This window comes from Bacteroides graminisolvens (assembly GCF_963666085.1).
Lineage (GTDB): Bacteria > Bacteroidota > Bacteroidia > Bacteroidales > Bacteroidaceae > Bacteroides > Bacteroides graminisolvens.
In genome coordinates, this window is the sequence record NZ_OY762556.1 from 1495774 (window position 1) to 1516977 (window position 21204).

21 protein-coding genes are annotated in these 21204 nt (G+C 42.0%); 14 read left to right on the forward strand and 7 right to left on the reverse strand.

Annotation, left to right across the window (positions count from 1 at the left end; translation table 11 throughout):
* The first annotated feature begins 9 nt into the window (after positions 1-9).
* The 5 genes from xseB (at position 10) to ACKPCE_RS06145 (ending at position 4076) form a co-directional block, all read left to right on the forward strand.
* Complete coding sequence (gene xseB / locus ACKPCE_RS06125) at positions 10-216, forward strand: exodeoxyribonuclease VII small subunit (RefSeq protein ID WP_024996671.1); 207 nt, start codon at positions 10-12, stop codon at positions 214-216.
* A gap of 50 nt (positions 217-266) precedes the next feature.
* A complete protein-coding gene (locus tag ACKPCE_RS06130) occupies positions 267-1286 on the forward strand; it encodes a branched-chain amino acid aminotransferase (protein ID WP_319504522.1) in 1020 nt (339 codons plus the stop codon).
* Positions 1287-1296: 10 nt separating this feature from the next.
* Positions 1297-2103 carry an MBL fold metallo-hydrolase gene (locus ACKPCE_RS06135; RefSeq protein WP_319504523.1) on the forward strand — a complete coding sequence of 269 codons (807 nt, stop codon included), beginning with the start codon at positions 1297-1299 and terminating at the stop codon, positions 2101-2103.
* 11 nt (positions 2104-2114) lie between these two features.
* Positions 2115-2873 (forward strand): tRNA (guanosine(46)-N7)-methyltransferase TrmB, encoded by a 759-nt coding sequence (gene trmB / locus ACKPCE_RS06140; protein ID WP_319504524.1) that lies wholly within the window; start codon positions 2115-2117, stop codon positions 2871-2873.
* Between the two features lie 96 nt (positions 2874-2969).
* Positions 2970-4076, forward strand: a complete 1107-nt coding sequence (locus ACKPCE_RS06145) for an Mrp/NBP35 family ATP-binding protein (RefSeq protein ID WP_024996667.1) — start codon at positions 2970-2972, stop codon at positions 4074-4076.
* Between the two features lie 82 nt (positions 4077-4158).
* On the opposite strand, the gene ACKPCE_RS06150 is transcribed toward ACKPCE_RS06145, so the two are convergent.
* From ACKPCE_RS06150 to ACKPCE_RS06175, 6 genes are all read right to left on the reverse strand, one after another.
* Positions 4159-5991 (reverse strand): ABC transporter ATP-binding protein, encoded by a 1833-nt coding sequence (locus ACKPCE_RS06150; RefSeq protein ID WP_319504525.1) that lies wholly within the window; start codon positions 5989-5991, stop codon positions 4159-4161.
* A 99-nt stretch (positions 5992-6090) separates the two neighbouring features.
* Positions 6091-7338, reverse strand: coding sequence for an ABC transporter permease (locus ACKPCE_RS06155; RefSeq protein ID WP_319504526.1), 1248 nt, complete (start codon positions 7336-7338; stop codon positions 6091-6093).
* Entirely contained in the window at positions 7338-8504 is a 1167-nt protein-coding gene (locus ACKPCE_RS06160) for an ABC transporter permease (RefSeq protein ID WP_319504527.1), read from the reverse strand. Before ACKPCE_RS06160 ends, ACKPCE_RS06155 begins: the two co-directional genes overlap by 1 nt.
* Complete coding sequence (locus ACKPCE_RS06165) at positions 8501-9496, reverse strand: HlyD family secretion protein (RefSeq protein WP_276965848.1); 996 nt, start codon at positions 9494-9496, stop codon at positions 8501-8503. The genes ACKPCE_RS06160 and ACKPCE_RS06165 overlap by 4 nt, the downstream gene beginning before the upstream one ends.
* A 42-nt stretch (positions 9497-9538) precedes the next feature.
* Positions 9539-10999 (reverse strand): TolC family protein, encoded by a 1461-nt coding sequence (locus ACKPCE_RS06170; protein ID WP_319504528.1) that lies wholly within the window; start codon positions 10997-10999, stop codon positions 9539-9541.
* Between the two features lie 305 nt (positions 11000-11304).
* Positions 11305-12180 carry a DUF8429 coiled-coil domain-containing protein gene (locus ACKPCE_RS06175; protein WP_319504529.1) on the reverse strand — a complete coding sequence of 292 codons (876 nt, stop codon included), beginning with the start codon at positions 12178-12180 and terminating at the stop codon, positions 11305-11307.
* 164 nt (positions 12181-12344) lie between these two features.
* Here ACKPCE_RS06175 and mdh point away from each other — a divergent pair, with 164 nt between their 5' ends.
* A complete protein-coding gene (gene mdh, locus ACKPCE_RS06180) occupies positions 12345-13286 on the forward strand; it encodes a malate dehydrogenase (protein ID WP_319504530.1) in 942 nt (313 codons plus the stop codon).
* Between the two features lie 106 nt (positions 13287-13392).
* On the opposite strand, the gene ACKPCE_RS06185 is transcribed toward mdh, so the two are convergent.
* Positions 13393-14265 (reverse strand): NAD kinase, encoded by an 873-nt coding sequence (locus ACKPCE_RS06185; protein ID WP_277639724.1) that lies wholly within the window; start codon positions 14263-14265, stop codon positions 13393-13395.
* Between the two features lie 209 nt (positions 14266-14474).
* On the opposite strand from ACKPCE_RS06185, the gene ACKPCE_RS06190 reads away from it, so the two are divergent.
* The 8 genes from ACKPCE_RS06190 to ndk all read left to right on the forward strand — a co-directional run bounded on the left by ACKPCE_RS06190 (position 14475) and on the right by ndk (position 21196).
* A complete protein-coding gene (locus tag ACKPCE_RS06190) occupies positions 14475-15188 on the forward strand; it encodes a pyridoxine 5'-phosphate synthase (protein ID WP_276965838.1) in 714 nt (237 codons plus the stop codon).
* Positions 15188-15907, forward strand: coding sequence for a MotA/TolQ/ExbB proton channel family protein (locus ACKPCE_RS06195; protein ID WP_276992401.1), 720 nt, complete (start codon positions 15188-15190; stop codon positions 15905-15907). The genes ACKPCE_RS06190 and ACKPCE_RS06195 overlap by 1 nt, the downstream gene beginning before the upstream one ends.
* Before the next feature lie 17 nt (positions 15908-15924).
* A complete protein-coding gene (locus ACKPCE_RS06200; protein WP_276965833.1) occupies positions 15925-16338 on the forward strand; it encodes an ExbD/TolR family protein in 414 nt (137 codons plus the stop codon).
* Between the two features lie 5 nt (positions 16339-16343).
* Positions 16344-17177: a TonB family protein gene (locus ACKPCE_RS06205; protein WP_319504531.1), complete on the forward strand. Its 834-nt coding sequence runs from the start codon at positions 16344-16346 to the stop codon at positions 17175-17177.
* Positions 17178-17197: 20 nt separating this feature from the next.
* Positions 17198-17749 carry a DJ-1 family glyoxalase III gene (locus ACKPCE_RS06210; RefSeq protein WP_319504532.1) on the forward strand — a complete coding sequence of 184 codons (552 nt, stop codon included), beginning with the start codon at positions 17198-17200 and terminating at the stop codon, positions 17747-17749.
* A gap of 3 nt (positions 17750-17752) precedes the next feature.
* On the forward strand, positions 17753-18412 hold the full coding sequence (locus ACKPCE_RS06215; protein ID WP_319504533.1) for a 2-C-methyl-D-erythritol 4-phosphate cytidylyltransferase: 660 nt from the start codon (positions 17753-17755) through the stop codon (positions 18410-18412).
* Positions 18412-20508, forward strand: coding sequence for an ATP-dependent DNA helicase RecG (gene recG / locus ACKPCE_RS06220; protein ID WP_319504534.1), 2097 nt, complete (start codon positions 18412-18414; stop codon positions 20506-20508). Before ACKPCE_RS06215 ends, recG begins: the two co-directional genes overlap by 1 nt.
* Before the next feature lie 223 nt (positions 20509-20731).
* Positions 20732-21196, forward strand: coding sequence for a nucleoside-diphosphate kinase (ndk, locus tag ACKPCE_RS06225; protein ID WP_024996656.1), 465 nt, complete (start codon positions 20732-20734; stop codon positions 21194-21196).
* Positions 21197-21204: the final 8 nt, after the last annotated feature.

Consider the following 21204-nt stretch of genomic DNA (forward strand, 5'->3'; position numbering starts at 1 on the left):
TAAAAGAATATGGCTGCAAAAAAGGAAACGTATACGGAGGCAATGGCCCGTTTGGAGGAGATAGTGAGACAAATTGATGCCAACGAACTGGAGCTGGATGTTTTGGCTGATAAAATAAAGGAAGCAAACAAAATTATAGCTTTTTGTTCCGACAAGCTAACGAAAGCGGATGCGGAAATAGAAAAATTACTGCAAGAAAAGCGGCAATCTGAATAATAAAGGTTATTTTTGTTCGTTGAAAGGAAAATGACTAATTACTGAATAAAATGAAAGAAATAGACTGGTCGAATTTGTCTTTTGGTTACATGAAGACAGATTACAATGTGAGAATCAATTTTCGTGAAGGAGCCTGGGGCGAGCTGGAGGTAAGCAGCAGCGAGTACATTAACATGCACATGGCAGCTACTTGTTTACATTATGGTCAGGAGGCTTTCGAAGGGTTAAAGGCTTTTCGTGGTAAGGATGGTAAGATTCGTGTGTTTCGTTTGGAAGATAATGCAGCACGTATGCAGGATACTTGTCGCGGTATCTTGATGGCCGAACTTCCTACGGATCGTTTTCGTGAGGCTGTTCTTAAAGTGATTAAGCTGAACGAACGTTTTGTGCCTCCTTATGAAAGTGGAGCATCGCTTTACATTCGTCCGCTGTTAATTGGGACGGGTGCGCAGGTTGGTGTTCATCCGGCCGATGAATATTTGTTTCTGGTATTGGTCACTCCGGTTGGTCCTTATTTTAAAGGTGGTTTCTCTACTAATCCATATGTAATTTTCCGTCAGTTTGATCGTTCGGCACCGTTGGGTACCGGTATTTACAAAGTGGGCGGTAATTATGCAGCCAGCTTACGTGCCAATAAAATGGCGCACGATTTGGGTTATACCAGTGAGTTTTATCTCGATGCGAAAGAGAAAAAATACATTGATGAATGTGGCGCCGCCAATTTCTTTGGTATCAAAGACAATACATATATTACTCCTTTGTCAACTTCTATTTTGCCTTCTATCACCAACAAGAGCTTAATGCAATTGGCCGAGGATATGGGCATGAAAGTAGAAAGACGCCCTGTTCCTGAAGAGGAACTAAGCACGTTTGAGGAGGCAGGTGCTTGCGGTACGGCAGCAGTTATCAGTCCGATACAACGCATTGATGACGTTGAAAATAATAAATCGTATGTCTTTTCTAAAGACGGAAAACCGGGTCCGGTGTGCACCAAATTGTACAATAAGCTTAGAGCTATTCAGTACGGCGACGAACCGGATGCGCACGGTTGGGTAACTATTGTTGAATAATAAATTCAGAATGAATTATAAAATAACGACTCTTGCCGAGAACTGTGTTTATGGTAAGGGGCTACAGGGAGAGCATGGGCTTTCCCTGCTTGTTGAAACAGCGGAGCATAAGGTTCTTTTTGATACCGGTGCTTCGGATCTATTTATTCGTAATGCCCGTTTGATGGGAATTGATTTGGCTGAAGTCGACTTGGTGGTGCTGTCTCACGGGCATCGCGACCACACAGGCGGACTCCATCATTTCCTTAAGTTGAATAGCCGGGCGCGGATTGTGTGCAAAAAGGATATTTTTGCACCAAAATACAAGGAGGAAAGAGAAAACGGTATGATGCATGCCGATGTACATGATGACAAACGCTTTTGGTTTGTTGATACATGCACGGAAATCGTACCGGGTGTTTTTGTGTTTCCGGAAATTAAAATAACCGATAAGGTAGATACTCATTTTGAACGTTTCTTTGTGGAAGTGGATGGTGAGAAGGTGGATGATTCTTTTAACGATGAACTGGCTTTGGTTCTGAAGGAGGAGAAGTCTGTTTCTTTATTAAGTGCTTGTTCGCACAGAGGAATTACTAACATGATGCGAACAGTTCAGGAAGTTTTTCCGGGCATGTCTTTTAAACTGGTGCTGGGAGGTTTCCACATTCATAATGCTGAGAACGATAAGTTCAATGCTATTTCTGCTTTTCTAGGTGTGAATTTGCCTAAACGATTGGGTGTTTGTCATTGCACCGGGGTAGATAAATATGCTTTGTTCCGTCAACAATTCAATGACCGTGTATTCTATAATTACACCGGTTGGGTAGAAACTATTTAAAAGGAATCCCGATGGGAAAAAATAAACTACAGAAGTTTGCCGACATGGCAGCTTATCCGCACGTATTCGAATATCCTTATTCTGTAGCGGAAAATGTTCCTTTTGAGATGAAAGGAAAATGGCACGAGAGTTTCTTTAAGAACAATAACCCCATTGTGCTGGAGCTGGGATGTGGCCGGGGAGAGTATACCGTTGGACTGGGACGCATGTTTCCCGATAAGAACTTCATTGCTGTTGATATTAAAGGAGCACGCATGTGGAGCGGTGCTACGGAATCTATCAGTGAGGGGCTTACGAATGTGGCTTTTCTGCGCACGAACATTGAAATCATTGAGCGTTTCTTCGCTGAAGGTGAGGTGAGCGAAATATGGCTTACGTTCTCGGATCCGCAGATGAAGAAGGCTACCAAGCGACTTACTTCTACATATTTCATGAATCGTTACCGACAGTTCCTGAAGCCGGATGGTATCATTCACGTGAAGACCGACAGTCATTTCATGTTCACGTATACCCGATACATGATTGAAGAAAATAAATTGCCGGTTTTGTTTATTACCGAGGATCTGTATCACTCGAATTTGGTTGATGATATTTTGGGAATTAAGACTTACTATGAACAACAATGGTTGGATCGTGGTTTAAGTATTAAATATATTAAGTTTGCATTGCCGCAGGATGGTGTTTTAAAAGAGCCCGATGTGGAAATCGAACTGGACTCGTATCGCAGCTACAACCGCAGCAAGCGTAGTGGTCTGCAATCAAGCAAGTAGTACCTCTCTCCCGTTCTCCTCCCGGAGAGGGAGAGGTTATTATTCATTTAAATCATTCTTCTTTGTGGGAGGCGAAGAGGATAAATCAATAAAAGGATGACACTATATCCGAAACTAATATTGGATGCACTGACCAATGTGCGTTATCCCGGTACCGGTAAAAACCTTGTGGAGGCCGGTATGGTAGAGGATAACATTCGTATTGAGGGAATGAAGGTTTCTTTTTCACTGGTTTTTGAGAAGCCTACTGATCCGTTTATGAAATCGGTTGTCAAAGCGGCCGAAACTGCTATATTGACTTATGTAAGCAGGGATGTTGAGATTCAGGGGAATATCAGTGTGAAGACTATGCAAACTCCTCGTCCCGAAGTCACTCAGCTATTGCCTCAGGTGAAGAACATCGTTGGTATTTCGTCGGGAAAAGGCGGTGTAGGGAAGTCGACTGTTTCTGCTAACCTGGCCGTTGCTTTGGCTAAACTGGGTTATAAGGTGGGCTTGCTGGATGCTGATGTGTTCGGACCGTCTATGCCTAAGATGTTTCAGGTAGAGGATGCCCGTCCTTATGCAGAGAAGGTTGATGGCCGTGAAATGATTGTTCCGGTTGAGAAATATGGTGTGAAGTTGTTGTCAATCGGCTTTTTTGTTGACCCCGATCAGGCTACTTTATGGCGTGGTGGTATGGCCAGCAATGCGTTGAAACAACTCATAGGTGATGCGTTATGGGGAGAGCTGGATTATTTCTTGATTGATTTGCCTCCCGGAACAAGTGATATTCATCTTACCGTGGTGCAAACATTGGCAATGACGGGTGCGGTTGTGGTAAGTACGCCGCAAGATGTGGCATTGGCTGATGCACGCAAAGGTATCAATATGTTCACCAACGAAAAGGTCAATGTGCCTATTCTGGGGTTAGTTGAAAACATGGCGTGGTTTACGCCTGCCGAATTGCCCGAAAATAAATATTATATCTTCGGAAAAGAGGGTGCCAAGAGATTGGCTGAGGAAATGAATGTGCCGCTTTTGGGACAGATTCCTATTGTTCAAAGTATCAGGGAAGGTGGTGATAATGGTCGTCCGGTGGCTCTCGATGAGGATTCTATTACCGGTCGTGCATTTTTATCATTAGCAGCTAGTTTGGTACGCCAGGTCGATAAGCGCAATGTGGAAATGGCGCCTACTCAAATAGTGGAAATGCATAAGTAATTGAAAGATCACTTTATATAAGAAGCAGGCTGTTAAAAACGGGTGATTCCGTCCTAACAGCCTGCTTGTTTTTTGTTTGTTCTTAGAAGCTTTGCATGTCGCACAAGCGTTTGTAGTATCCGTTTAGCGCAAATAGTTCTTCATGTTTACCTCTTTCAACAATTTCTCCTTCGTGAAGAACGCAGATTTCGTCGGCATTGCGTATGGTCGACAGTCTGTGGGCAATAGCAATGGTGGTGCGGTTCTTCATCAAGTTTTCGAGGGCTTCTTGTACCATACGTTCCGATTCGGTATCGAGTGCGGAAGTCGCTTCGTCCAGAATCAGTATGGGTGGATTCTTTAATATGGCACGAGCAATGCTGATACGTTGACGCTGTCCGCCCGATAGTTTTCCGCCGCGGTCGCCGATATTGGTGTCATATCCTTGCTCGCTGGCCATGATAAAGTCATGTGCATTCGCTATCTTGGCAGCTTCAATAACCTGTTCTTTCGTTGCTCCCTTCACACCAAAAGCGATGTTGTTGAAGAAGGTGTCGTTAAAGAGTATGGCTTCTTGGTTGACATTACCCATGATGCTGCGCAGGTCAGTCAGTGTGCTGTCTTTCACATTGATTCCGTCAATTAAAACTTCTCCTTCGGTTGCTTCGTAAAAACGAGGTAACAAGTCGACTAATGTAGATTTCCCTGAGCCCGATTGGCCTACTAACGCTACTGTTTTCCCTTTGGGGATGACCAGATTGATATGTTTCAACACGGGAGTTGCTTCGTATTGGAAAGAAACATCACGAAACTCTATCTGTTCTTTTAATTCGTGAATGGGAACCGGCTTTTCGCTAATCTTCATGGTGTTTTCGGCCAGCAATATTTTGTCAACACGTTCCATGGAAGCGAGTCCTTTGGGGATGGCATAACTTGCTTTTGAAAATTCTTTTAGCGGATTGATAAGGCTGTAAAGCATTACCAGATAGAAGATGAACGAAGGAGCATCAATGGTTGAGTTGTGGTTTAAGATGAGGGTGCCGCCAAACCATAATACAATGACAATCAGTATGGTTCCCAGGAATTCGCTCAGTGGATGCGCCAGTTGTTGACGTGTGTTAACCCGGCTGATGGTATCTCGGTAATCATCATTGGCCTGAGTAAAACGCTTATCCATTTTGATTTCTGCATTGAATGCTTTCACAATGCGCAAACCTCCTAATGTCTCTTCTACCTGAGACATCAGATCACTCCATTGCCCTTGGGCTACCAATGACTTTCTCTTCAACTTTTTTCCTACGCTTCCCATGGCCCATCCCATAATAGGTAATACGACCAGCGTAAATAAAGTCAGTTTCCAGCTAATAGCGATTAAGGTTCCGAAATAAACCAAAATCAATATGGGATTTTTGAAAAGCATATCGAGCGAACTCATGATGGACGTTTCTATTTCTTGTACATCACCACTCATACGGGCAATGATATCGCCTTTCCTTTCCTCGGAAAAGAAGCCGAGTGGTAAGGACAGAATCTTGCGGTACAACTTATTGCGTATGTCGCGCACTATACCGGTCCGGATGGGTATCATTGTGGCCGACGAAAGAAAGTAGCAACCTGTTTTCAGAAATGTCATTATTGCCAGGAAGATTCCCAGAATGAGCAACGTGGTACTTTGTCCGTATTGATTTATTAGATCGGTTATGTAATAGTAAAAGTTATTAATCGCAATATCTTTCAAGCCAACGGCCGGGTCGGTCCAGGCAATATAGCTATAGTGAGCTTCCGTCATTTTGAAAAGTATCTGAAGGATAGGGATAATCAGCGTGAAGGAGAAAACATTCAATATGGCCGACAGGATATTGAATAAGATACTAAGGAATAAGAATTTCTTGTAAGGGGGGACAAAACGTCTGAGTACTTGAATAAATTCTTTCATTGGATTTTCTAAATTATTTTAAGCTACAAATGTACATGATAATCTGTTAATAACCACATGGCCATTAAAAAAACTGCTTTTAAGATCAATTCTTGTGGATTATAGAACAGTTGTTCGCTTGGCTTTCAACTCTTTGTACTTTTCAATGACATGTTTCCTGCTTGTAATGATTTGCCAACGGTATACCCAGCAAGTCGTCAGGAAATAAACACCGGCTTGTATCCAAAGTGCTTTATATTCGAAAGCTACATCGCTCAATGTGGCTCCCATATTGTTAATCCGTATAAAACCGTTTATGCCAAAGGTAGAAGGGAATAAGTACGAAAAATACTTCCAAAAGGCAGGAACCGCAGTTCCCGGCCATGATACTCCCGATATGAAGAGCAACGGAACAGAAGTAAATACAAAAATCAACATACAAGTTTCCCGATTGCGGATGGCTATAGATGCGGTCATGGCAAAGAAGATGCAAGCTGCCAGATAAGGCAGTATAAATGGAATCAAGTCGTCAGCATGTCCTATTTGGTTGAGGCTGAATAAGCGGGGGACTACAAACAATACGTAGGTGGACATAAAAGCGTAAACCATGAAGTAGCTGAGTCCTTTCCCTAGTACGATACGTAATGTGCCGTTGTAGTGTTTGTTGATAGGAACCAGGTCTCTGAAACGGTTGTGTTCGCGCGCTGTACCCGCTGCCAAACCGATACCTAGCAACAAGGTTTGCTGTATTAAAAGCACCAGTACGGCAGGGATAAGAAATGCTGCAAAGCCGTTGGTGGGGTTAAACATGGCAACATCTCTATATTCAATGGGATAGGCCGTAATCTCATCTTGGCGTTGCGTGGTGTTTCCGGCCCGGGCTACTTTGATGTTTTTATTCATATCCAGTGATACCGCCGTGTTAGCCATCAGCAAACCTTTGTAATAGAGTAGTCCGCTCATGTCACAGTAAAGGCTTACTTTGCTTTGCATGCCTTTGGCTATGTTGTCGCTAAATTCCGACGGGATATAGATGATGCCGTAAGCTTCTCTCTCTTTTAATTTTTGTTTGGCTTCTTCGAGATTACTGCAACAGGATACTATTTTCACGTCGGGTGTTGCATCTACTTTTCGCAAATACTCTCTGCTTAGCGAGGTGTGCGAATGATCTACTGCTAATGCAGGTATCTCACGTACCACTTCATTCGTGTAAATGAATCCGTATAGGAGCGGATAGAGTATGGGTACTAATATAAAGAATATCAATACCCCCTGATCACGAAAAGTGGTTTTAAACTCTTGTTTCCAAATATAAAACAAGTCGTCTGTTCCTTCGGATAAGATGTTTTTAAGTTTTATATTTTTCATCAGGGCATGTATTTATAGTAAATTAAAGCTTTCTTCAACCGATGGATAACCAGGAAAGGCAACATCATGAAGATAAGCAAAGCCATGTAATTGATCCAGGAGTAAGCCATGCTATAACCATTCAGCGCCTGATCAACGTAAATAAGGAAATAGTGCCTCAATGGGAAGAGGTTGCTTAACGCTTGTAAAACCGGGTGCATAGCCATCACGGGAAATGTAAATCCGGAAATGGAGAACGAGATGACTCCCCATAGTGAGGCAAAACTTAATCCCAATCGTAGAGATGGGAAGGTACCTATCATAACTACCCCTAATGATTGCGAAGCCAGCACCAAGAAAAGCGTTGCAAAAATCATGGAGAATATGCCACTGTTACATGGAAAATGAAGATATCCATACAGGTATACATTATAGAATATTCCCATTATGGTAAAAATAACAGTGTGCGGTAGTAATTTGCCTACTAATGAAATATAAATGGAGTTATTTCCTGTACGAAGCCATTCACGAGCTGTACGGTCTTTGATTTCCACGCCTATGGAATAAACTGTAATCATGAATATCATCAGCATCAATATTCCGGGTAACAGTGTGTTGCATAGATAAACGGAGTAGTTTAGCCACGGGTTATTGAGCGGATGGGTGTCAATAACGATAGGTTGCAAAAAGGCCATGGCTTGTGATTCTGTAGCTCCTTTGGCATAAAGAACAGAGCGTGCCGCAGAGCCTGATGCTAATTCGCCCATCATTTTCATGTCTTTAAATAAAAGTGACCCGGCAATGAGGTATGAATTGTTGGTGTAGAAGGACAAGGTAGGCTGGCGCTGACTCTGGGCTTCAGCCGATAAGTGAGCGGGTATGTAGAAGAAACCGTAAATCTTGCCTTGTTGCATGGCATGGCGTGCTTCGTTTACACTATTGTACTGTTCTACAATTCCTGTCTGGCTAAAAGCGTCCAGGTTTCTAAGAAGTTTCCTTGATGTGTTACTATTGTCTAAGTCGACTGCCCCTACCGGCAGGTCAGTTGGTAGTCCGGATGCCATTAGTGTGGTAAAGAATACATAGCAAAAAAGCGGCGCTATTACCATGCAAAACAGGTAAAGCGGTCTTGACACCAAACGGTGGCACTCTCTTTTGGCTACGTGATATAAGGCAGTGTATTTCATTTCTTTTTAAGAATAACAGTCATTCCCGGACGAAGATTTTCTATTGTTTCAAGTGGAGTTGCTTTTACTTCAAATGTTTTCAAATCGAACTGTCCGGTTGTTTTAGTTGCTTTCCAAGCTGCATAAGTACCTACGTCTTTGAGATAATACACTTTGAGTTTGACGGTTTTGTTGTTTAATGCAGGAATGCTTGCTTCAAATTCACTGCCCATGGTAAGTCCTTGCAATAAATCTTCCCTTACGTTGAAAGTAACCCAAAGGTTATCGAGCATGGCTATGTTCATAATCGGAGCACCTGTACCAACCAGTTCACCTACTTTAGGAAATATCTCTGAAACTTCTCCCTTACTTTGAGCAATCAGATAAGTCTCTTTTACGTATGATTCCACTTCGGCAACAGCACCTTTAGCGCGGTTTACCAGAGCGGCAGCAGCCATTTTATCTTCTCTTTCTGCACCGTTCTTAGCCATTGTATATTGAGCTTTCGCAGCTTTTTCAGTTGCAATTGCTGCATTCCTTTGCGCACTGATTTCATCTAACTTCTGTGCAGGCATAACTCCTTGTTCAAAAAGGTTTTTGACGCGCTTGTATGACTTTTCCGCAATCTCTACTCCGGCACGCGCTTTTTGCCACATCTCGTATGCTGTTTGAATTTGCTCTTGGCGTGCTCCTTTTATGGCTTTTTCATTTTGAGCCTGAGCCGCCTCTTCAGCAGCTTGTGCCTGAGCCATCTTAGCCTGAACTTCCGGAGCTTCAAGAATGGCCAATGTATCGCCTGCATTTACAGATTGTCCTTCCTTTACTCTGAATTCCAGAATGCGTCCGGGAACTTTACTCGAAACCCTATATTCATCGACCTCAGCCTGCCCTTGAATTATTTCCGGACCTTTTCTTAACATGAAAAAACCGGCGATTGCTACAACAACGATGATTCCTGTCATCGTTAAAAATGCAAGCAGCATGTTACTGTTTTGTGATTTTATAGAAGCCATATTTTTATTTTTTTGTTTTAGTGAATGGTTTATGTATCCTTATTATTTTAATGTACCTAAAGATTTTTGCAGATAGATTTCCGTTAGTTTAATATCAATCTGTGCATCGATTTTCTCCGATTGTGCAGATAGCCAGGCTGTATGTGCTTCGAGTACATTTGACGGTGCAATGACACCTTCTTCAAAGCCAAGGGTTGCATATCGTAAATTCTCGTTGGCCTTTTCCAGATTCTTGCTGGCCATTATCAGTTTCTTTTTTGCTTCAGTAACTTTGAAAGCGGCTTGATTTACTTGTAGTTCTACTTTCTCACGAGCATCTTGTAACTGGAATTTGGCTATTTGCGCCTCTGCTTTAGCCGCTTTAGTTTTGTATACGCCTTCTCCCCAGTTCCAGATAGGAACCTGTACCATAACACCGACGTTCCACATCCCTTTGAATTTATTTTCGAAACCATTGTATACAGATGGGTTGGAGACCAGGTAGTTACCCAATAACGCCACAGTGGGGAGATGTTCAGCGCGAGTTACGTTAACTTTCTGTTTATATATTAAAGAGGCTAGCTCCAGACTTTTTAATTCGGGTCGGCTGGCATATGCTGTTTCCATATTGATTTCGCTATTTTCCTTTAAGAGTATAGGAAGATCGTTCATGTTCTCATCGGCAAGTACGACATTGGTACTCAAATCAAGTCCGCATAGTTGACAAAGCAACATCTTCGACAGACTTAATCCATCTTCTACTTTGGTGAGAGTCATTTCAGCTTCATTCACCTTGACTTTCACTGAAAGTCCGTCGGCTTTGGTTGCAACTCCTTCGGCAATCATGTGATCAACATCACTTTCAAGTTTTTGCAGCAATTTCAAGTATCCTTCGGCCAGTTTCTTCTTATTCACCAAAGAAATAACCTGCCAATATGCTTGGTCCGTACTGAGTATTACTTCCTGCATTCCTGTGTGGTGTTGCTGGCGGGCCAGTTCTTCGGCATATTGTGTTATTTTGTTGTATGCTCTGATTTTACCGCCCATGTATAGTGGTTGGGTAAGTGTTATGACTCCGGCATACATGTTTCGGGTATCTGTTCGGAAAGCATCTACAATTGAATTACCTGCAGCATTCAGCGGAGTTGCTATGTCGAAGTTACCCAATGAAGCAATTAAGGGAGCCAGTTCCGGATGGGCAACAGCAAGTTGTTGAGCAAAACCTTTCACTTGTGTACCCACTGTTGTTCCCAGTTGGCTAAGCCCTGCCTTTTGTTCGTCGTTAAGGATAGAAATCTCTTTTTGATTACGGATGTAAGTACCTGTTGCTGATAATTTAGGTAAATAGTTGGTGAATGCTGCTTTATTTTGATAATGAGCAGCCTTAATTTTCTCTTGACCGATGAGTAACTCCTTATTATTTTCCATAGCCAGCGCCCTACAACTGTCGAGTGTTAAGGCTATTTGTGCCTGAAGTGAAAAAGTAATGCCGGCAAAAAGCGTGATGCTTACTAATCTTTTCATTGTATTCACTGCATTAATATAATTAAGGTCGTATATAGTTTAGCCAACAACCTTGGTTTGTACATTGTTCATCTTAACAAGCTGATATGCAATTAAAAAGCCTTTATTTATAATTGCATAAACAACGAGGCAAAAGTAGCGACTTTGGGTGATAAGGCAAAATGTTTTAATATTTTTTTAAAGCTTTGGTCTTTTCAAGAAAGAGTAGTCTGTTTTACTATAAAAAAATCAGTGGTTTATAACCGTAATCCCGTTATAAACCACTGATTTTCTTAAAACAGCGAAACTACTTTTTATATCATTTCTTATTCAAGTGCGAATCTTTGTGACCCAATCAATGTACCATCAGCAAAGATGTCAACTCTGTAGTTACCTGCATACAGGAATTCTTCTACATTCCAATAAACCACGATTTGCTGTTCTTCTCCGTTGTATTCTATGTATTTTTTGATCGAATAATTCAGCGTACGGTTCTCGTACGTAAATGTGTTTGAGGAACTTTTTGTAAGGACATCATTATCTGGTTTGGTGATACGTATATATAAGGTACGTTCGCCAGCTTCAGCAGTGATATTTTTAACGACTGTAAATCCAATATTAAATTTAACCACATCTTTTACTTTCTTTGCTCGTTTGTCGCGTTTGTTTTTCGGCTCAACCCAAATGTTGGTTGCATCAAGTTGTGCAGCGAGTGTTACTTTTTTGTTTAGCTGACTTTTCTCCTCAGATAAATTAGATATCTGACGAGATGCATCGTTGTATTTCTGAGTAACCTCGGCAATAACCTGCTTCTGTTGGGCTGTTAAGCGGTTGAGCGAATCAATTTGATTGATGTAGCTAATCATTACTTTACGGAGAGAGGCCAATTCATTTTTTAACCTGCGTATCTCTGTTGCGTTACTGCTTTTTACGGTACGTAGTTCATCCAGTAAACGCTGCACCTTCACTTGTTCCTGATCAAGCAGTCCGGCTAGTGAATCGTTGGAGACAGTTAGTTTTAATTCATCGTATTGCGTGGCAAAACGTGTATATTCATTTTCAAGATCTTCCTTCTCAAGGCTAAACTCTTGAACAAGCTCTTTATTGGTTTGTTTCTCTGTGTATAATAGGTATGCTACAGATAATATAGCTACTACCAATACGCCAAAAGCGACAATGATCCCGATAGATTTTTTATTCATAATTAAAGTAAAGTTATTAACTGCTGCAAAAATAATGTTTTCAGATGGATTGAGCAGAACTCTTTAACTAAAATTATTATGGAAATATTTCTTTAATTGTTATTTAGGTTGTATTTTTGTGCTCGTTATAACGATATTCATTATCAATTTAAAAATATAGTAATATGTCAAAAGTAACCGTAGTAGGCGCAGGTAACGTAGGTGCTACATGTGCAAATGTACTTGCTTTTAATGAAGTAGCCGATGAGGTAGTAATGCTGGACGTTAAAGAAGGCGTTTCAGAAGGTAAGGCAATGGATATGATGCAAACAGCTCAGTTGTTAGGCTTTGATACCACACTGGTTGGTTGCACAAACGATTATGCCCAGACTGCTGATTCTGACGTAGTAGTTATTACTTCTGGAATTCCTCGTAAACCGGGTATGACTCGTGAAGAATTAATCGGTGTGAACGCCGGCATCGTTAAATCTGTAGCTGAGAATCTTTTGAAGTATTCTCCCAATGCAATTATTGTGGTTATCTCTAACCCTATGGATACAATGACTTATTTGGCATTGAAATCTTTGGGATTGCCTAAAAACCGTATCATTGGTATGGGTGGCGCACTTGATAGCTCACGCTTTAAATACTTCTTGTCTCAGGCTTTGGGTTGCAATGCCAATGAAGTTGAGGGCATGGTAATTGGCGGACACGGCGATACAACTATGATTCCTTTAACTCGTTTTGCTACATACAAGGGACTTCCTGTAAGCAACTTCCTTTCTGCTGAGAAAATAGAAGAAGTGGCTAAGTCTACCATGGTAGGTGGTGCTACTCTGACTGGCTTGCTAGGTACTTCTGCTTGGTATGCACCCGGAGCTGCCGGAGCATTTGTTGTTGAAGCTATTCTTCATAACCAAATGAAGTTGGTGCCTTCTTCTGTTTCTTTGGAAGGTGAATATGGTGAAACTGATATTTGCTGTGGAGTACCTGTAATCTTAGGTAAGAACGGTATTGAGAAGATCGTGGAACTTCCTTTGAACGAGGCTGAAAAAGCTGCTTTCAAAGCTAGTGCAGATGCAGTTCGTAAAGTGAACGGTGCATTAAAAGAAGTTGGTGCTCTTTAATTGAGTAAACTTAATTTTTAAATATATATCCTTTAGAGTAAAGAAGATCGGTTCGTTTGAACCGGTCTTTTTTTTATTCTATCTCCAGAGTCGAAATTCTTGTTTGTTATTTACGGCTGTCTATTCCCCACATCATTTTGCTTCTTAATGTATCGAAAAATACGTGATTAAGACGTTTTACTACCTTTATTGTATAATCTGCACGATTAATCGTAATACGATCATTTTCTGTGAATGACTCACTGCTGCCATCTATGGAAACAAGGAAGTTGTGACTTCGGCTTTCAACATCAAGTGTAATTTTCCAGTCGTCGCGGATAACAATGGGACGGATATTCAGGCTATGGGGGGCTACCGGTGTTATGGCTATTGTATTGGAATGAGGCACAATGATAGGCCCTCCTACACTTAATGAATAAGCAGTAGAACCTGTTGGAGTAGCAATGATTAATCCGTCGGCTTGGTAAGTAGCCAGATATGCATCGTTTATAGAAGTATGAATGGTAATCATGGAAGAACTGTCACGTTTCAATATGGCAATATCATTGAGTGCATAGGGGAGTATTTCCATCTTCTTTTTGTTACTGCTAAGCTGCAATACACTTCTTTCTTCCACGTTGTACTGACCTTTATGTATTTCATTGAAAGTCTCTTCCATTTCTTCCGGGGATACATCTGCCAGAAAGCCCAGTCGCCCGGTATTGATGCCCAAAATGGGAATGTTTTTCCTTCCTACTCTGCCAGCTGCTTTTAGGAAGGTGCCGTCGCCACCGATACTGATAATCATGTCGGCTTCGAAATGATCTCCATCAAAAAGGGTGGCATCTTTTATTTCCAATTTTAAATCATTGGTTAGAAAATGGTAAAAGTCTCGACATATATAAAGCTCTGCCCGGTGTTTTTCTAGTAACCTGAACAACTCTTTGGCATGCGATGATTTTTTTGCCTGATATGTATTTCCGAAGATAGCAAATTTCATAATTAATACGAATTAGTCTGTTCCTGCAACTCTTTTTAGGAATCTTTTATGTGCAAAAGTCGGCTGTTTACTTAATAAATATTACATTTGCACAATAGATACCTTTGCAAAAATGGGATTTTTTTCTCAGATCACTATTATTTTTTTCTTATTATTTTATTTATTGAGTTAACGACTGCGGTATCTTATTCCGCAATAATTATAGAAATATGACTAAATTGAGTGTGAACATAAATAAGGTCGCTACACTGCGCAATGCGCGGGGTGGCAATGTTCCGGATGTTGTTAAAGTGGCTTTGGATTGTGAGAAGTTTGGTGCTGAAGGTATTACTGTTCATCCCCGGCCGGATGAACGGCACATCACAAGAGCAGATGTATATGCCCTGAGACCTTTATTGAAAACAGAGTTTAATATGGAAGGCTATCCTTCGCCTGATTTTATAGATTTGGTTTTGCGGGTAAAGCCACATCAGGTGACTTTGGTACCTGATAGTCCTGATCAGATAACCTCCAATTCAGGTTGGGATACTAAAACGAATTTTGATTTCCTCTCGGAAGTGCTTGATGAATTTAACAATGCAGGTATTCGCACTTCTGTTTTTGTTTCAGCAGATATTGAGATGGTTGAATATGCAGCTAAAGCAGGGGCCGACAGAGTTGAATTATACACTGAACCGTATGCTACGGAATACATACACAACCCCGAAAAGGCCGTATTGCCATTTGTAGAAGCAGCCAAGGTAGCTCGTAGTATGGGCATGGGACTCAATGCCGGTCATGACTTGAGTTTAGTAAATCTTAACTTCCTTTATAAAAACATTCCTTGGATGGACGAAGTTTCTATAGGACATGCACTTATTAGTGATGCATTATATCTGGGACTAGAAAAAACGATTCATGAATATAAAAACTGTCTTCGCTGATGGATACAATGAATTTACTGGCACAAGCGGCCACCAATCTTACAGACTCACTTGCCACGTCAAATCCGGTATTAACTCCTGTTGCAGCACCGGCCGAGATGAACATGCTGGATATGGCTATCAAGGGAGGTTGGATCATGATTATATTGGGAATATTTTCTGTTGTTTGTTTTTATATCCTGTTTGAAAGGATGTATGCTATTCGTAAAGCAGGCAAAGAAGACCCTATGTTTATGGAGAAAATCAAAGACTACATTCTGAGTGGCGAGATAAAATCGGCACTGAGTTATTGTCGTTCTATGAATACGCCTTCGGCCCGAATGATTGAAAAAGGAATCAGTCGCTTGGGACGCCCGGTTAACGATGTACAAGTTGCGATCGAAAACGTGGGTAATCTGGAAGTGGCCAAATTGGAGAAAGGACTTACTATTATGGCAACCATATCAGGAGGTGCTCCCATGCTTGGATTCTTAGGAACGGTTACCGGTATGGTACGAGCTTTTTATGAAATGGCCAATGCCGGCAATAATATTGATATCACCTTGTTGTCGGGTGGTATTTATGAAGCAATGATTACCACAGTAGGTGGTTTGATTGTGGGTATCATAGCCATGTTTGCTTACAATTATTTAGTTACGTTGGTAGATGGAGTAGTGAATAAGATGGAATCCCGTACAATGGAATTCATGGATTTGCTAAACGAACCCGCAAAGAAATAATCTAATAATAGAACGGCATGTTAAAGCGTAGAGCAAAAATATCACCTAATTTTAGTATGGCTTCCATGACGGACCTTATTTTCTTGTTGCTTATCTTTTTTATGATAACTTCAACCGTTGTGTCGCCCAATGCAATCAAAGTGCTGTTACCGCAAGGGAAACAGCAAACTTCTGCCAAACCGCTTACCCGGGTCATTATTGATAAAGACTTAAACTTTTATGCCGGTTTTGGAAACGAAAAGGAGCAACCTTTACAGTTGGCAGAACTAACATCCTTTTTACAGGCTTGTGCTGATAAGGAACCCGAGATGTATGTGGCGCTTTATGCAGATGAATCAGTTCCTTACCGTGAAATTGTAAGAATATTAAATATTGCCAATGAAAACCATTTTAAGATGGTGTTGGCTACACGCCCCCCTGAGGAGAAGTGATTGGAATGAATAAAGAGGAAAAAGGAAAATACATAGCTGCACTTGGTGCTTTTCTGGTTCATCTGGTTCTTATCATTCTGTTGGTATTGCTAGGCATCTCAGTGCCTGTTCCCACAGAAGAGAGCGGTGTACCGGTTATGCTGGGTGAAATGGCTGATGCTCAAGGTGAATTCGACCCGTCAACTTTGGTTGATGTCGACATTATGCCGGAGGAAGTAGCAGCGCCTTCTAAACCAGCCGAATCAGCAGATGTACCGGATTTGATAACCCAAGCCGACGAGCAGACCGTGGCAGTAGAGCGCAAAACAGAAAGTAAGAAAAAAGAAGTGAAGCGCACTGAAAAAACTGCGGCTGAAAAAGCGGCAGAGGCTCGCAAACTTGCTGAAGCAGAAGCTGAACGCGAACGAAAGGCTGCAGCAGAGTTAGCAAGTAAACGTGTGGCCGGTGCATTTGGTAAAGGGGTTGGCATGGGTAGCCGGGGAACTACATCAGGCGAAGGAACACAGGGAAGTAAATCCGGTAACTCTTCTACCGGAGCTCTTACCGGAACAGGAGGTTATGGAGTCGTTGATTTGGGCGGACGCTCTATTGGTGCAGGTGGACTTCCACGTCCTCAATACAATGTGCAAGATGATGGAAAGGTGAGTGTTAACATTACTGTAAACCCTGCCGGTGTTGTGATTAATACGAGTATTAACCTTAACAAAAATATGACCAATACGATTAATCCGGTTTTGAGAAAAGCGGCCGAAGATGCTGCAAAGAAAGCCCGCTTCAACGCCGTTGACGGGGTTAATAATCAAACCGGCACCATTACCTATTACTTCAATTTGAGATAAATCACTATTAATGATAGATTATGGAAACTGTTTATGTTTTTTTTGCCAATGGATTTGAAGAAATCGAAGCGCTGACGCCGGTAGATGTATTGAGACGTGCCGGACTGAAAGTGGAGATGGTAAGCATTACATCGGAAGATGTTGTAATTGGTGCTCACGGAGTTTCATTGACCTGTGACAGTTTGTTTGAAGATTGTGATTTTAGTGATGCGTTGCTTTTACTGTTGCCCGGAGGCATGCCCGGTGCAGACAATTTGTCCAAACACGAAGGTTTGAATGAATTGTTGTTGAAGCAAGATGCTAATAAGAAAAAAATAGCAGCAATTTGTGCTGCCCCTATGGTCTTAGGGAAATTGGGTTTACTCAAAGGTCGAAAAGCCACTTGTTACCCCGGCTTTGAAAGCTTTTTGGCGGGTGCTCAGCTGGTGAATGCACCGGTTGTTGAAGATGCTCACATTACTACCGGTAATGGGCCGGGAGCAGCAATGGCATTCTCGCTTGCATTAGTTCATGAGCTGGTCGGCGAAGCCAAAATGCAAGAATTAATTAAAGGAATGGGAGTGAAACTCTAGTTGATGAAGAAGTACGTTTTGATTGTTGCCGGTGGCAAAGGGTTGCGTATGGGTGGAGAACAACCCAAACAATTTCTGCCTTTGAAAGGTAGGCCGGTCTTGATGCACACCCTTGAACAGTTTTATCGCAGTGATGTTGCGATGGAAATTATTCTTGTGCTGCCGCACGAACAACAAAACTATTGGAAGCAGCTGTGTGAAGAATACCATTTTACTATCAAACATCGTGTTGCCGATGGAGGTGAAAGCCGTTTTCATTCAGTGAAAAACGGTCTGAGCTTAATTGAAACCCCTTCCATCGTAGGCGTTCACGATGGCGTACGTCCTTTTGTCTCTGTTGATGTGATAAGCCGTTGCTATGAGTTGGCATTAACAAAAGAAGCCGTTGTTCCGGTTGTGGATGTGGTTGACACAGTGCGTCATATAACTAAGAACGGTAGTGAAACGGTCGATCGGTCTGCTTATAAATTAGTGCAAACGCCCCAGGTCTTCAACGCCGATTTATTGCTCAAAGGATATGAACAACCTTATTCTTCAGCGTTTACAGATGACGCTTCCGTAGTCGAAGCAATGGGTGTGAAAGTGGCGCTGACGCCTGGGAACCGTGAAAATATAAAACTAACTACTCCTTTCGATTTGAAGGTAGCCGAAGCATTGTTGTAATGTACGATTTAACCACACGTGATATTAAGTATTTAGCGGGCGTAGGGCCGCAACGTGCCTCGTTGATGAACAAGGAACTGAATATCTTTTCGCTTCAAGACCTCCTATATTACTTTCCTTATAAATACGTTGACCGTAGTAAAGTTTACCAGATACGCGAAATTGATGGGAACATGCCTTACATTCAGTTGAAGGGCCGTATCCTGAGCTTTGAAACAATTGGCGAAGGGCGTCAAAGGCGCCTTATTGCTCACTTTTCAGATGGAACGGGAGTGGTTGATCTGGTTTGGTTTCAAGGTATTAAGTTTATCGTCGGAAAGTATAAAGTCCAGCAAGAATATATCGTTTTTGGGAAACCAACCGTTTTCAATGGACGAATCAACTTGGCTCATCCCGATGTTGATCCCGTTTCGGAATTAGTAATTTCTTCCATGGGCATGCAGCCTTATTATAATACAACGGAGAAAATGAAACGTGGGTTCTTAAATTCACGTGCTATTGAGAAGATGATGGCTACCGTGATGCAGCAATTGCAAGAACCGTTAGCCGAAACATTATCACCCGGCATTGTTTCTGCCTACCACCTGATGTCACTGACGGAGGCTTTGAGAAACATCCATTTTCCACAAAGTCCCGAGTTACTTCGCAAAGCCCAATATCGCCTTAAGTTTGAGGAACTTTTCTACGTTCAGCTCAATATATTGAGGTATTCAAAAGACAGGCAGCGGAAATATCGCGGCTACGTGTTTGAGAATGTGGGTACGGTGTTTCATACGTTTTATGAAAAGAACCTACCCTTTGAACTGACCGGTGCCCAGAAGAGAGTGTTGAAAGAAATCAGACAAGACGTAGGCTGCGGCAAACAAATGAACCGATTGTTGCAGGGTGATGTGGGAAGCGGTAAAACACTGGTGGCCCTTATGAGCATGTTATTGGCTCTTGACAATGGTTATCAGGCATGCATGATGGCACCGACGGAGATTTTGGCCAATCAGCATTTTGAAACCATCAAAGAGATGCTGTACGGAATGAACCTCCGCGTGGAACTTCTTACCGGAAGAGTGAAAGGGAAAAAACGGGAAGAGATTTTGTCGGCTTTGCTAACGGGCGACATTCATATTCTGATAGGAACGCATGCTGTGATTGAAGACTCCGTTCGCTTTTCTTCACTGGGGTTGGTTGTTATCGACGAGCAGCACCGGTTTGGAGTAGCCCAGCGCGCCCGTTTGTGGACAAAGAACGAACGCCCTCCGCACATATTGGTGATGACGGCCACACCTATTCCACGAACACTTGCCATGACTCTTTACGGAGACTTGGATGTTTCCGTGATTGATGAGTTGCCACCGGGCAGAAAACCCATTTCAACAATTCATCAATTTGATAATCGTAGAGAAAGTCTATACAAATTCATCGGTAAGCAGATTGAAGAGGGTAGACAGATCTACATCGTTTACCCACTGATTGAGGAAAGTGAAAAGATTGACCTGAAAAACCTGGAAGAAGGATTTATGCACATACGCGAAGAGTTTCCTCAATACCAAGTATGTAAGGTGCACGGTAAAATGAAAGCTGCTGAAAAGGATGCGCAAATGCAACTTTTTGTATCGGGACAGGCACAGATCATGGTTGCTACCACTGTCATTGAAGTAGGTGTTAATGTGCCTAATGCTTCGGTAATGGTGATTGAGAATGCCGAACGATTCGGGTTGTCGCAGCTGCATCAGTTGCGAGGAAGGGTAGGGCGTGGCGCCGATCAGTCATACTGTGTTTTGGTTACGGGTTATAAACTGGCCGAAGATACGCGCAAGCGTCTTGAAATCATGGTGCGTACCAATGACGGATTTGAGATTGCAGAGGCCGACTTAAAACTCCGGGGCCCCGGCGATCTGGAAGGTACGCAACAAAGTGGTATGGCATTCGATTTAAAAATAGCCGATTTGGCGCGCGACGGACAATTGTTGCAGTACGTTCGCGAAATAGCAACTTCTATTGTTGATAGCGACCCGAATGCCAATTTACCGGAAAACGAAGTTCTCTGGAAACAACTCAAAGCGCTACGCAAAACAAACGTTAACTGGGCTTCTATAAGCTAAAAATCGGTTAAACATGCAGTTTGTTTGCAGAAATATGCTCAAAAACATATTTTGCCGCTATCTTCCCTATTTATAGTGGTTTAGGGCGCAAAAAGTCTCATCTATAACCAACTTTGTACGAAAAAAAGTTAAGCAGGTGGTTGGTTTTTAAATCGTAAATACTATCTTTGGGAGAATTTTGAAAGAAATGATTGCTTAAAACCTTTGAAACCGTACTATTTTTATGATCGAAAAAACGTTAGTCATATTAAAACCCTGCACTTTGCAAAGGGGACTTGTTGGCGAGATAATAAATCGTTTTGAACGTAAGGGTTTACACCTTACAGGAATGAAAATGGTACAGTTGACGGATGAAATTTTAAGCGAGCATTATTCGCATTTAAGCAGCAAGCCGTTTTTTCAGCGCGTGAAAAATTCAATGATGGCGGCTCCCGTTATCGTTTGCTGTTTGGAAGGTGTCGATGCAATTCAGGTTGTACATGCTTTGGCTGGTCCTACAAACGGACGTGCAGCAACGCCCGGTACAATACGTGGAGACTACAGTATGAGTTATCAGGAAAACATAGTTCATACATCGGATTCTCCTGAAACTGCTGCCACCGAATTAAATAGATTTTTTAAACCAGAAGAAATATTCGAATATAAGCAGGCTTCTTTTGATTTTATTTATGCCTGTGATGAGTATTAACGAATTGA